This is a genomic window from Streptomyces sp. ID05-26A, assembly GCF_033794685.1.
GTDB lineage: Bacteria > Actinomycetota > Actinomycetes > Mycobacteriales > Pseudonocardiaceae > Lentzea.
This window is the reverse complement of the sequence record NZ_JARAYZ010000012.1, coordinates 1-13313: the sequence shown is the minus strand read 5'-3', so window position 1 is coordinate 13313 and position 13313 is coordinate 1. Positions and strand designations below refer to the sequence as shown.

10 protein-coding genes are annotated in these 13313 nt (G+C 66.3%); 6 read left to right on the top strand and 4 right to left on the bottom strand.

From position 1 onward, the window contains the following. Positions 1-108: 108 nt before the first annotated feature. Positions 109-1146, bottom strand: a complete 1038-nt coding sequence (locus PV646_RS44745; protein ID WP_500349256.1) for a hypothetical protein — start codon at positions 1144-1146, stop codon at positions 109-111. Positions 1147-1151: 5 nt separating this feature from the next. Then, on the bottom strand, positions 1152-1541 hold the full coding sequence (locus PV646_RS44740) for a YbaB/EbfC family nucleoid-associated protein (RefSeq protein WP_500349255.1): 390 nt from the start codon (positions 1539-1541) through the stop codon (positions 1152-1154). A 331-nt stretch (positions 1542-1872) separates the two neighbouring features. Between PV646_RS44740 and PV646_RS44735 the strand changes: the two genes are divergently transcribed. The 3 genes from PV646_RS44735 (at position 1873) to PV646_RS44725 (ending at position 3995) form a co-directional block, all read left to right on the top strand. Continuing rightward, positions 1873-2391 carry a hypothetical protein gene (locus PV646_RS44735; protein WP_500349254.1) on the top strand — a complete coding sequence of 173 codons (519 nt, stop codon included), beginning with the start codon at positions 1873-1875 and terminating at the stop codon, positions 2389-2391. A 603-nt stretch (positions 2392-2994) separates the two neighbouring features. Further along, the gene (locus PV646_RS44730; RefSeq protein WP_500349253.1) at positions 2995-3210 is read left to right on the top strand and encodes a hypothetical protein; all 216 of its coding nucleotides are present in this window, start codon (positions 2995-2997) and stop codon (positions 3208-3210) included. Further along, on the top strand, positions 3207-3995 hold the full coding sequence (locus PV646_RS44725) for a class I SAM-dependent methyltransferase (protein WP_500349252.1): 789 nt from the start codon (positions 3207-3209) through the stop codon (positions 3993-3995). The genes PV646_RS44730 and PV646_RS44725 overlap by 4 nt, the downstream gene beginning before the upstream one ends. A 300-nt stretch (positions 3996-4295) precedes the next feature. On the opposite strand, the gene PV646_RS44720 is transcribed toward PV646_RS44725, so the two are convergent. Further along, positions 4296-4892, bottom strand: coding sequence for a helix-turn-helix transcriptional regulator (locus PV646_RS44720; RefSeq protein ID WP_285647856.1), 597 nt, complete (start codon positions 4890-4892; stop codon positions 4296-4298). 671 nt (positions 4893-5563) lie between these two features. Between PV646_RS44720 and PV646_RS44715 the strand changes: the two genes are divergently transcribed. Then, positions 5564-7819, top strand: a complete 2256-nt coding sequence (locus PV646_RS44715; protein ID WP_500349251.1) for a helix-turn-helix domain-containing protein — start codon at positions 5564-5566, stop codon at positions 7817-7819. Positions 7820-8078: 259 nt separating this feature from the next. Continuing rightward, positions 8079-9725 carry a hypothetical protein gene (locus PV646_RS44710; RefSeq protein WP_500349250.1) on the top strand — a complete coding sequence of 549 codons (1647 nt, stop codon included), beginning with the start codon at positions 8079-8081 and terminating at the stop codon, positions 9723-9725. Here PV646_RS44710 and PV646_RS44705 read toward each other — a convergent pair. Next, entirely contained in the window at positions 9719-10225 is a 507-nt protein-coding gene (locus PV646_RS44705) for a CAP domain-containing protein (protein ID WP_285647859.1), read from the bottom strand. The genes PV646_RS44710 and PV646_RS44705 overlap by 7 nt on opposite strands. Positions 10226-10538: 313 nt before the next feature. Between PV646_RS44705 and otsB the strand changes: the two genes are divergently transcribed. Beyond that, complete coding sequence (gene otsB / locus PV646_RS44700; protein WP_500349249.1) at positions 10539-13103, top strand: trehalose-phosphatase; 2565 nt, start codon at positions 10539-10541, stop codon at positions 13101-13103. Positions 13104-13313 lie beyond the last annotated feature (210 nt).

Here is a 13313-nt window from a genome sequence, read left to right as displayed (position 1 = left end):
TCCAACCTCCTGAGTCGAGTGGTTTCCTGTGGATTCACAAAACTCTCAGCCGCTCTGGTCACGGCGACTACAGACGATCCGGCCCCGTCAAGCCGAACGGAGTTCCGATTACGCGGGTGGCGAGTCGATGAACGGGCTGAGTGGTTTGATGCTGAAGTCGGCGTCGGCGATGATTCCGTCGCCGCGAGTCTTCGGCTCGGGCTCCGATGTCCGCACGAAGTCCCGATCCACCACCGGTGGCCCCGTCTCGGGAAACGCCGACGGCGGTAGTCCTGTTCCCCTGATGAGGGGGTCGGGATGAATCGTCGGTTCCACCACCCGCTCGGCAAGCCTCACCGGCTCCTGAGGCAAGTCATCACGCACAACAGTGATCACACCAACGTCAAGAGGCGTCGCCCCACCATCGGGACCTCTCACCGGCTCGGCAAGCCTCACCGGCTCCTGAGGAATCGCGGTGATCACACCAACCTCAAGGGGCGTCGCCCCACCATCAGGATCTCCCACCCGCTCGGCAAGCCTCACCGGCTCCTGAGGAATCGCGGTGATCACACCACCTTCGAGATGCTCCACCGGCTCGGCAAGCCTTACCGGTTCCCGAGGAATCGCGGTGATCACACCAACCTCAAGAGGAGTCCCACCAGTCGTGGTCGAGTTGTCAAGGCTGAGGAACGGGGCGATGGGCGCGGACGGCGCCTGCTCAGGCTGTGGGCCGGTGGTTCCGTCACCTGTCTTGTAGGTGAGGGCGCCCCTGGCGATGTGGGTGGCGTTGTCCTCCGCGGCCGTACAGGACTTGACGTAGTCACGCAGCCCGTCGGCCAGGCCGCGAATACCGTCGGCGAAGTTCTTCACGAAGTCCGCGCGATCAATCTGCGAGGACCCGAACCCGTTGCTTTTGAACGAATCCCATGTCTTGGACGGGCCGAGTACCGGATCGAACCCCGCCAGTGCTCGGATACGGGTGTAGAGGGAGGTGGCGTTGGCCGCGATCCCGTCCAGCACCGCCACGCCACGCATGACACTGTCGGTGTCGATCGACAGTTGCCCGCTGCCGACACCGAAGTCGTCGAATCCCTGCCCGTCGCCTGAGCCGAAGCCATCGCCTCCGCCAGTGCTGGAGGGGTTCCCTCCTGTGATCTTGCCGCTCATCGGTGTCAGCCCCTGGAGTTGAACGCGTCGCGTGTGAGGTCACTGGTGAGGGGGCTGTTCGAGAACATCGACTGAAAGTCGCCCTCGCCCATGAAGATCTGCTCGGCGTCGAACCCTGCCGGCAGTGTCGGCGCCACCAGCGCGGCGGACTCGCTGGCGACCTGACGCTGTGCGTCCGCGATCGCCTTCGTGATCGCCGAGGACAGCTCCGCGGGTGTCATCCGCTTGTACGCGGCGGTGGGGAACCGCACCTCCGACACGAACCCACCGTGCCCCACGGTGACCGCCACCGACTTGCGCGGTGCTGTCACCGTCACGCTGATCTCACGCAAGCGCTGCTGGGTTCGCCCCAACTCCTCGAACTGCTCGCGGTACCGCGACATGAGCAGATCCATCGATTCCGAGCCTGGCTCCGACATCACGCCTCCCAACGGCCGACACATACGTCATGACGGAGTACATCCAGCGCTCCAAGTCCGATCAACACCAGAACGCCACCGCAGGGTGGAAGTGACATCCACGCTGCCCAAACACACCCCGTGCGCGAGAGGATTGCCTCGGTCGCTCCAGGCAGCTCCCCTGCCCGTGGTCCACCGACCGGAGCCGCCATCGGCAGCCGACACGGTGCCTCTTCTTCCCGAAAAGAGATCCCCCAGGGACTGAATCTTCACTCAATCCACTCTTCTCGTGCTGCACTGGACATTCCTTCTGCCACCGAGGAGATCAATGCGAACCGAGCTGCTCGCCCTTGAACAGACCGCCGCCTGGTATCGAGAGAAAATGGCGTGGCAGGTCGAGATCGACCAGGCCAGAGTCGTTCTGCCGCTAGGACGCGGCATCGTCGCGTTTACCGTCCCACCGGAACGCGTCAACCACGTGCGCAAGAGGCTGGAACGGCTGGAGAACGGCAACTTCTGCACCCCGGCGCTGTTGCGGGACAGCGAAAGCAAAATGGGCAGGCATGCTGTGTTCCTCGCAGAACCGGATCACAACGTCCTCGGGCAGTACCAGATGCCGATCGGAACGCGCTATCTGAGCGCGCCGTCCGTTCTTCCCCTGCCCACGCGAAAGGCGGCCGAGGCGACGGATGGCACCTGGCTTTGCGCTCCCGATCCTCACCGCCGCTGGCTCTTCGCGGCGAGCACTGTTCTCTCCATCATCGACGCGGTCACCCCCTTGCAGATGCGATCCCACGACACGAACCCCAGGAGGAACCCAACTGGTTCCCGACTACTGATCGGATGAGGAACGCGTCAGGCCCGAGGCCCTGGCCACCACGCACTACAACCGCCGTGCCCCGCCACCTGGGTGGCGGGGCACGGCGGTTGTAGTGCGCTTTTGCGCAACCTGACGGTCGAACGCGCGATACCTCGACAGCAAGAAAGCCCGGCGAACGCAACACGGGTAGCCGGTCACGTCGTGGTCTCGGGGAGGGATGCCGACGCGACCGGCAGGTGTTCCGTGAGATGCACGAGACGACAGAGAATCAGGTCTTCCATCACCTCGGCGGATGTGAACAAAAACAACCCTAGAGATACGGCGGGCACGCCGCAAGGATTCCCCACGAAGACGACAAGAACCTGCACGAGCAGTCACTCTTCGCTGCCCACAAAGTCACCATGTAGTCAAACGACCGAGAGGGCGACGACAGGGCCGATTACCACGACTACTCCAATCGTGTTTCCATCGACCATCCGGAGGACACGAAAGACTTTCTTAAGATGATCGTTATCGCACCTTCGGGGCACCACGCGGAAAGCGCCTTTTCGATCTTGCGAAAACTGTCTAACGTCGAGTTACCCGCCTACGGCTCGATCGAGGCGACGCCGACGAGGAGGAGCGCACAGAATGACCATGTCGTTCGGCAACGAAAGAAGGTCAATCGACCCGGTCCTCACCTGCGGCGCCGGGGTGCACGGCTACTGGCGAGGCGGCCATGCCCTTTTTTCCTTTGGCCACGACGGCGACCACAACCACGCGGCACTATATTCGGACACGATTCCGATGGAGCGACACGAACAGGTGCCGGTATCGGCACCGGCCGCGATCGGGATCAAGCGATGAACCGCCCGTTCCGCGCCACGACACCGGTCGGCCCGCAGCGCCAGGCGGGCATGGAAGCGACCTACGACGAGAGCACGCTCTGGCGGCTGGCGGGTATCGGGGTGCGCGAGGGATGGCGTTGCCGACAGATCGGCGAGGCAGGCGGAGCGGTGACGCGGTGGCTCACCAACCAGGTCGGCCCTCACGGCGAGGTCGTCGTCACCAAGATCGGACCGCTCTCGCCGGCGCACGCCGACCAGCATGAGGACGTCTCTCGGTGGCGTCACGACACGTTGACCGGCCCAGCCTCCCAGGGCCGGTTCGACCTGATTCACGTGCGATTCGCCTTGGCAGCCCATCCCAGCCGTGTGGCGATCATCCGCCATCTCGTCGCCGGACTGGCACCTGGCGGCTGGCTGGTGATCGAGGAGTTGGCGCCAGGCGATCAGGTCGTGATGGCCGCGACACTGGAGATGAGCAGGCTCTTTCACCGCGTTCGGGACCGTGTCCTCGACGCGCTCTCCGCAGGCGGGCACGACCTCGGCTTCGCGCGCGAGGCGCCGCACCATCTGCGCAAGGCAGGCCTCGCCGAGGTGAGTTGCTTGACTACTTCGGCCGTGTGGCGCGGCGGCGAGATCGGGACGAAGGTGCTCGCGGCGACCGGCGCCGAACTGGCCGAGGATCTGCTCACCCGTGGCCTGCTCGCGGCTGATCTTCAGAGCTTCCTGGAGTTGCTGGACGATCCCGGCCTCGTTCTCTCCGCCTGGCCTCTGATCAGCACAGCGGGCAGACGCCCTGGCCGATGACACGGCGGTGCGGCCCAGGACATCGGTCAGAAACGACCGAACGACCCGTTCGAAGGAACGGGCCCCAACATTGCATTTCTCGCGCACCACCTTGCGGGGATCACACGCAGGTGGTCGCGCGCTGTCACGGCGTTCGTGGCCGCGGTGAGACGTGATGCGTCCAGCCTGGTCAGCTGGACGGCGGTGCACCCGCCAGACACCGTCGGGCCGGCAAGGCGGACGCGGGTCGAGCGGGCCGATGGCGGTGAGACCGCCGATGGTGATCGGTTTCCGGAAGGCTCGGATCGCCGGGTCCGGAACTCAGATCAGGCCGTGCCGCATCGCGTAGGCGACGGCATGTGCCCGGTTGCGCAGGTTGAGCCTGCTCAGCATGTTGTGCAGCACGTTCTTGACCGTGCGTTCCGAGTAGATCAGCCGCTCCGCGATCTCGGCCGTGTCCATGCCGTCCGCCAGGAGCCGGATCACTTCGGTCTCCCGCTGGGACAGGCCGCTCAGCGTGAGATCACGTGGTCCGAGCGTGTTCTCCTGGAGGTGCTTGAGTCCTCGCAGCACCGCGCCGAGTTGCTCGGCGGGAAGGTCGCCACGGCCCTTGCGGGCATCGGTGACGGCGCGCAGCAGCCGCGACCTGTTCGTCGCCTCCACGCGCGGCACCAGCACGATCAGACCGTGCTCGATGGCCGCCCACAGGTCGGCCTGCCGGAGATCATCCGCGATCAGCACCAACCGAGCCTTGGTGTCGGTGAGCAACGAGCGGAGGTCGGCTTCTGGCACAGCGACGACCACGTCGGCCTGCGCGGCGTCGTCGACGATCTCCAGTCCCGGAACCGGGCCGAGCATCGCGATCAGCCCCGAGGCTACTAGCGGGTCACTCGCCCGCACCGCAAGGCGTACCACCACACGGCTTCCCTGTGGGTTCGTCACTGAGCGGCGAGATTCACTCGGCCAAGTGGTGTGCGAAGTCATGCGAATAGAGAACCCGGTGGTGGGCTGGGTCACCAAGTATTCAGGACCGGCAGCTTTGGAAAAACACAAAGCTGCCGGTCCGATCTGGAAACCTGGTTAACCACTCTCCCGTGCCTCCCCGCCGGCTGCGCTCCGGCGCGATGACCTTGCGAAGATCGTCATCTGGGCGACTCTTCCCTGGCAGCGGGACACTCGGCCGCGCGACCGCCCGCCGGTCCTGATCTTGGCGGCGTCGACAGGTATCACTTCCGTCACCTGTCCAACACGCAGAGAAGCCCATTAGGCAGAGCTACGCCGCGCTTAGCTCAGGCTTAATACTTTCGTTCTTGACCGGAGCACCAAGATTCCGAATCCAGGTTTTCGGCGATGAATTGGAGAACTCTCGGGAACCGTTGGATCCCCCGAAAGATGTGCCCGATCACCCTCGAAGCCGAGATCATTCGGGCAAGTGTTGACACCTCGCCCCGGACTTGATGTTGATCCGAAAGAGTGATGAGCCCCGAAGTCGCCGCAGCTCAGGGCATTCGGACGGAGAACCCGGTCGTGCGGGGGCGCCTTGTGGCGGTGGTTCGGAACCCCCGATGCTGCCCGGTTGAATACCCGCCGTGACCGACCAGCCCGACTCCACGTCCAGTCCTTCGTTCGGACAATGCCTGCTCCGGTATCGAACCGAGGCGAGGTTGTCCCAGGCGGAGTTGGCCAGGCTGTCCGGCGTCAGCGTTCGTGCCCTGCGGGACCTCGAACGGGGCCGCGCCGCCGCAGCTCAGGAGCGATCGGCCGCGCTGCTGGCCTCGGCGCTGGGACTCTCGGGTGACGCACGGGAGTCGTTCGTCCTTCTGGCGAAGGAGGGGCGGCGCCGGTCGGTCCGCACCGGCAACCGGACGATGTTGTACGCGCTGCCTCCCTCTCCTGGTCTGGTCGGCCGCGAGCGCGAGCTCGAACGGCTGGGCGGCGAGGCGGAGAACGGCGGTGTCGTCGTGGTGGTCGGGCCGCCGGGGGTGGGTAAGACCTCACTGGCCGTGGCGGCGGCGGACAAGGTCGCGTCCCAGTTCCCGGACGGCTGCCTCGCTCTCGACCTGCGAGGCATGGACGACCGGCCGGTGAAGCCGGCAGTCGTCCTGGAACGGCTGCTGACCGCGCTGGGAGTCCCCGCAGGCCAGATCCCCACCGGAGAGGTGGAACTCGGCTCGCTGTACCGAACGCTGCTTCGTGACCGCAGGACGCTGGTCGTGCTCGACAACGCGGCGGACGAAGCCCAGGTCAGGCCACTGCTGGCAGGAAGTGGCCGTGGGCTCACGATCGTGACGTGCCGTCGCACGCTGGCGGGACTGGAAGCGGCACGGTGGCTGACGCTGGACGTGCTGCCCGCGGAGAGCGCGATCGACCTGCTGACGTCGATCGTGGGCGAGGAGTTGGTGCGAAACGAGCCGGAGGCCGCCAAAGAGATCGTCGCTCTGTGCGGCAGACTGCCGCTCGCGGTGCGGATCGTGGGCAATCGGCTTGCGGCGCGCCGGGAGTGGTCTCTCGGTCATCTCGTGCGCCAGCTACGTGACGAGCGCACGCGGCTCGACGCGTTGTCCGCTGGAGACCTTCAACTGCGACCCGCGTTCGAGGCGTCACTACGGCGCCTGTCACCGATGGCGCAGATCGTCTTCCGCCGCCTCGCCCTCATCCCCGGCGCTCACTTCGACGGAGACCTGGCCGCCGTCGCGGCCGGAGTTCCAGCCGACCGGCTCAACGTGTACCTCGACGAACTGGTGGAGGCGTCGATGCTGAGCCTCGCGTCGTCGCCCCAGCGACTGCACTTCCACGAGCTGATCAGGCTGTTCGCCCGTGAGCACCTCGCCTCCGACGAGGACGAGCCGACTCGGGTCCGCTTGCGTGACGACCTCTACGCCCATGTGCTCTTCAAGACATCAGCAGCGGGCCAGATGTTCGCCACCGACATCGCCTCCGTCACATCGGACAACCCGTTCGACTCGCTCGACGCCGCACAGGAATGGCTCGACCACGAAACGACGAACTGGCTGGCGACGCAACGTGAGGTCGCCGCGCTCGGCAGGTATCAGGAAGCCCTCGCGTTCGCCAGGGCACCGCACAGCTACGTACATGGACGCGAGCTGAAGTCCCGCTGGGACGAGGTCTTCGAGATCGGTGTCCGTGCCGCGCGCGAACTGGATGATCAGGTCTCGGAGGTCGAGATGCTGACGCAACTGGCCTGGGCGCAGTTCCAGTGGCTCGACGACGGCCAGTCCGCGCTCGCGTCGATCAAGGAAGCCCTGTCGCTCGCCGAGGAGATCGGCTACCACCGCGGAATCATGGTCGCGCACGCGTGTGCGGGGACCGTGCTGCTCGGCCTCGGCCGTGTGGACGAGGGAATGCGACACAGCGTGCGCGCCTACGAGATGTCAGCGGGGTACGACGTCTTCGACATCAGGTTCTCGATGGCGACCGCGTACGCGACCGCGCTCCAGGTGGCCGGCCGGTTCGATGAGGCGTTGGAGGTGCACCTCGCACTGCTCACGGAAACCGAGAGCGGGCCGGACGGCACCCATCACCAGGTGGCGGCGAACGTCGTGTTCATGCTGCACTCAAGTCTTGGAGACTGCTTCGCCGGTCTGGAGCGGTGGAAGGAAGCCGCCCGGCACTACCACCAGGCGACGTTGCTGGCAGGCGGCAGGCAACCGAGGTATCCGAGCGAAGCCGAGTTGTTGCTGCGTGAAGGCACTGCCTGGCGCAAGGCGGGCAGTCCCCAGCGCGCGAGGAACACGTTTCTGCGAGCTCTCACTCTTCTCACCGGGCCTGGCCATCACGAGGACAGAGTGAGGGCGGAAGCCGAACTGGCCGCGCTTCCGAGCTGAAGCACGGCTTAAGTGCCGCTGAAGAGAACCTGCGCTCTCGAACCTGTCGAGACGCCCGAATGTGCCTCCGGATGGCCCGTTGGAACACTTCGCGGTGGCCGATCGGGGTCAGGATCGTTCACGACCTTCGCCTGCTCCTCACCAGGCAGTAGCTTGGGTTCACCAACCTGGGCACGAGGTGGGAGTACTGGAGATGACGTCGAAGCACGAGGACGACGGGCACCGCCGAGCGGGGAGACCTGCTGTTCGGATCATCAACGTGAGCTCACGGCAGAAGTCTCGCTACGGGGTGGTGGCGACGACCGTTGACGGGCACGTCGTGAGCGCGGCCGACACCAGCGCGACGATCACCTCGCTGACGGGTGCTCAGTCGATGGTCACGGCGTTCGACGCGATGACCGGGGCGCCTGACGGACTCCCTTCGATCCGTGTGGCCGGTCATGGCCCGAGCCACGCGAGCCACCTCGGCTTCTACCTCAATGCGGGACGCGGCCCGACGTTCACACTGAGCCGCGACGACGTCCGGCTCGGTGATCAGGCCTCGGTGAGCTTCGCCGACGACGAGGTCCAGGTGCGGACCAGGCTGCTGACGACCCGGCGCAACGGCTCCACGGTGCGTGTCGGCCTTGGTGACGACGAGAACGGCCTGGTCGCCTACGACTGGACCACACGTGAAGTGCGCAGCCTGACAGGTGCGCGTGAGACGACCGCGCGCATCGACTCCGAGACCGCGATGGTCAGCATCACCGACGATCTCGACCTCTCCGTCAGCAGGTCTGGCCAAGCGGAAGTAAGGCGCCAAGACACGACGTTCTCTCTGAATCCCGCCCGCGCCCGCACCAGGATCATCTGTGCCGACGGCGTCGCGGAGATCACCGAGTCACGCAGGCTGGACGTGCGCTGCGCGCGCAGCGGATGGAGTGTCGCGGTCTCGCCGTCCCAGGTCTTGTTCGAGCCGCTGTCCAGCGTGACGGGGCGACTCGTGTGGAACCGCGGCACCGGCGACCTCGACGTGCAGGTGTGCGAGCACCACACGTTGTCGACTCGGGACGAAACCGATCCGGCGCCCGCGTGTGACGACTGCGGAGCGGCTGTCGATGCCGTGTGGGTCGATCACGTACTTGAGTTCGACCTCACCGGACTCCACGTCCGCTGGTCAAGCGGGTCACTGGACGTCTCAGCCGGCGACGAACTTCTGCTTTCGGCGGCATCGGCCGTGCGACTGCAATGGGCCGGCAAGGACTTCATGGTGGACAGCAAACGCGTCGTGGTCAGTGCGTGGGACGAGGACTGGTACGTCACCGCGGACGGCCGCATCGCGACCGGCACGAGCACGGTATCGGCTGGTCACGCCATCGACGGCACGCTGGAGCTCACCGTCAAGGCCGCGGACGGCGACGAGACGACCCAGGTGTGGGCGCGCGGAGTCTGTATTCATGACGGCCGTGGCCTGCGCACGACGCTCGATCCGACCGGTGGCCTGACGTGCACGCCGACGACGCGGGCGGATCACAGTGTCATCGCGTCGCCGACCGGTGTGGTCACCGTGAGGTCGGAAAAGGCGACCGTCGACCTGACCGACGCCGGGGCGATCAGGCTTCGTGACGCGGGACAGGCAGAGGACTCGGCGGAGCTGACCGTGTTGTCGCGCCGACCTGGCAGGCCGCGACACGCGACGATCGTCTGCGGACAACGGGTCTCGGTCGACGTGACGTGCTTCGCCGATCATGGTTTCGCCTGGCGGACCACGGATCTCGGCAGCCGCGTAGGTCACTCGATCCGTGCTTCCCGCAGGAGCGTTCTGCACGAACTCGTCGATGGTGCCAACACGTGCACGAACGAGGGCATGGCCATCCAGACCGGCGAAGCGCGTTCTGACAGCTCTACCGATCTGGCGAATCAGTAGCCGAAGTTCTGAGTCCACCAATATCCGTCCGCACTGTGCAGCACGCCGACTCCGATGGTGCGGAAATCAGGGTTGAGAACATTGGCTCGATGGGGTCGACTGCGCATCCACGCGTCCATGACCTGATTCGGAGTCTTCTGCCCGAACGCGATGTTCTCCCCCGCCGGATCGGAAAAACCTTCCTCCATCATGCGTTCGAACGGGTCGGGGCACCGCGCCAACTGATGTGCGAGCAAGCGCCGGGTGGCCATGTCGGCGCAATGCCGCCGGGAAGATCGGCGCAGCCGCTCGTCCCGCGTCAGCGACTCCAGCGAGTGCCGGGACCTGACGATGTTGACAAGTCGCGCGACCTGGTCCTCGAACCGTCTGCGTTCAGGCTCTCTCATCTGCGTGCCACGCCATTCACGGTTCAGTGGACCCGCCGGCGGTGGACGGCCGACTCCCTGCGAGTCGACCGTCCACCAGGCACGCTCAGGAGCCCTGCGCTCCGTGTCGGACATCGGCGGGAACGGGGGTGACGATGTCCGACTCGCATACCGTGCACCAAGATTCACGCCCCCCAGCGGCGCGGCACAATGCCCGAATGCGGCCGTTGCCCGCAATCTGCCGGAGTCTGCCCGGACTTCACCCTCTGACTTGGACCTCGAGGGCACATTTTCGCCATCGCCGCGTCGATTTCGTAAGCCACGCTTAACTGGCGGATACAGTTTCGTTTGGACGGCCCAGCCACCCACGATTTCGCGAGACCATGCGGGGGTAACACCGGAATGCGGGTATGGGCAAGGGAATCCTTCACCCGCGAAGGGAGCCACTGTGACCGTTGCGACAACCACGACCAACCTGGCCTCCAGCGACGGCCAGCGGCTTCCAGCCGAACTGCGGCGAGTGTTGACGACGCTCGCTCGAACGCCGCACCTGCTGGTGGCCAGCGACTACGACGGAACCCTGGCTCCCATCGTCGATGATCCGGCTCTGGCTCTGCCGCAGCCGGAGGCAGTGGCCGCACTGCGGTGCCTCGCAGGTCTGCACGAGACCACCACGGCGGTGATCTCCGGCCGTGCGCTGCGCGACCTCGCCACGCTCTCCCGCCTTCCCGGCGAGGTTCACCTGGTGGGCTCGCACGGCTCCGAGTTCGCTGTCGACTTCGTGCGTGCGCTGCCCGAGGAAGCGAGAAACGTACTCGACAGGGTGAGATCCGAGGCCGAGTCGCTGTGCCAGTCGACGCCTGGCCTGCTGATCGAGCTCAAACCCGCCAGCGTGGCTTTTCACTACCGGCAGTGTTCCCCCACGACGGCACGACAGCTCCTTGCCCACCTGCGCTCTGACCTGTGTACCTGGGAGGGCGTGCAGGTCTCCGAGGGTAAGGCCGTCATCGAGTTCTCCGTGGTCGAGACCGACAAGGGCCACGCCCTCGACATTCTGCGTCACCAGGTCGGCGCCACCGCGGCGATCTTCCTGGGCGACGACGTGACGGACGAGAAGGCGTTCGCGCGCCTGTCCGGCCCGGACGTCGGCATCCGCGTGGGTGCCGGTGAGTCGCTGGCGTCGTACGTGGTCGCGGACCCCGCCGACGTGGCGACCGTGCTCGCGTTCCTGCTGGAGGAACGCCGGGCGTGGCTGCACGGCGACCAGGCCGTGCCGATCGAGCGCCTGACGATGCTCGCCAACGAGCGTTCGGTGGCCCTCGTGACGCCGGACGCCAAGGTCAACTGGCTGTGCCACCCCGAACCGGACTCCGCGGCGATCTTCGCGGACCTGCTGGGCGGGCCGGCGGCCGGTCACTTCTCGATCAAGCCGGAGCACGGTTCGCTGCCCCTGGGCCAGCGCTACCTGCCGGGCACGATGATCGTGGAGACCCGTTGGTCGCGGCTCCTGGTGACCGACTACCTGGAGCACGACCTCGCGTCGCACCGCACCGACCTGGTGCGCCGCATCTCGGGCTCGACCAACGCGGTGATCACGTTCGCGCCGCGCCCGGAGTTCGGCCAGGTGCCCGTGCGGTTGCTGCGCGAGCGCGACGGCCTGCGCGTCGTCGGCACCTCGGACCCGATGGTGCTGCGGTCCCCCGGCGTCGACTGGGAGATCACCTCCGACGGCCAGCACGAGACCGCGCGTGCCGTCGTCCGGCCGCGTGAGGGCGCGCCGGTACTGCTCGAACTGCGGTGCGGCACCGACGACCTCTCCGAGTCCGTTGTGGACGAACCAGCACGGCACATCCGCGCAGCCTCCTACTGGTACGACTGGGCGAAGACGCTGACACTGCCGTCCGTCGAATCCGATCTGGTACTGCGCTCCGCGCTGACGCTGCGCGGCCTGGTGCACAAGGACTCCGGCTCGATCATGGCCGCGGCGACCACGTCACTGCCCGAAGAGCTCGGCGGCGTCCGCAACTGGGACTACCGCTACTGCTGGCTACGCGACGGAGCCATGACCGCCGCCGCCCTGGTGTCCGTGGGCTCGTTCGCCGAAGCCGACGGCTTCCTGGCCTGGCTGCACGGCGTCCTGGACACCATCCCCGGCCCGGAACGCCTGCACCCGCTCTACACCCTGCACGGCACCCAGCTCGGCGCCGAAGCCGTCATCGACACCCTCCCCGGCTACGCGGGCTCGCGCCCCGTCCGCGTAGGCAACCTCGCCAACCAGCAGGTACAACTCGACGTGTTCGGCCCGGTCGTCGACCTGGTCGTGCACCTGGCCACCGCACGCGGCACGCTCTCCGACGCCGACTGGACAATGGTCCAGGCGATGGCCGAGGCCGTCTCCCGGCGCTGGCACGAACCCGACCACGGCATCTGGGAAGAACGCCACGCCCCACGCCACCACGTGTACTCCAAAGTCATGTGCTGGCTGACCATCGACCGCGCGATCAAGCTCGGCGAACAGTTCGGGCGTGACCTGGCCCCCTCCTGGGTGCCGCTGCGCGACACCATCGCCACCGACGTGCTGAAAAACGGCTGGAACGACGAAGTCCAGTCGTTCACCACCGCCTACGACGGCGACGACCTCGACGCCGCCTCCCTGTTCGTCGGCCTGTCAGGCCTCATCGACCCCGCCGACGAACGCTTCCAGTCCACCGTCACCGCCATCGAAGCGGAGTTGCGGTCGGGTAGCACCGTCTACCGCTACCGCCGCGACGACGGCCTGCCCGGCGACGAAGGCGGCTTCCACCTCTGCGCCGCCTGGATGATCGAGTCCTACCTGCTCACCGGCCGCCGCACCGAAGCCGAAGAACTGTTCAGCCAGATCATCGCCGCCGCAGGCCCCACCGGCCTGCTACCCGAGGAATACGACCCCGTCGCCGAACGCTCACTCGGCAACCACCCACAGGCCTACTCACACCTGGGCCTGATCCGCTGCGCCCAACTGCTCTCGCAGTAGCGGCACAAGCATCCCGACACGCCTGGAACCAGCACAACGGTTCCGTTGACCACAGCAGGCGCTGTCAACGAAAAATGGGAACGCCACCGCCTCAAAGCGCAAAGGCACCAGGTCGGCAAGCGAGCGGAAAAGCTCAGCTCGCCGACCTGGTTTGGCGATTCAAGACAACACCGAACCCACTACACCGACAGCACAGCACAGGAGTCAATC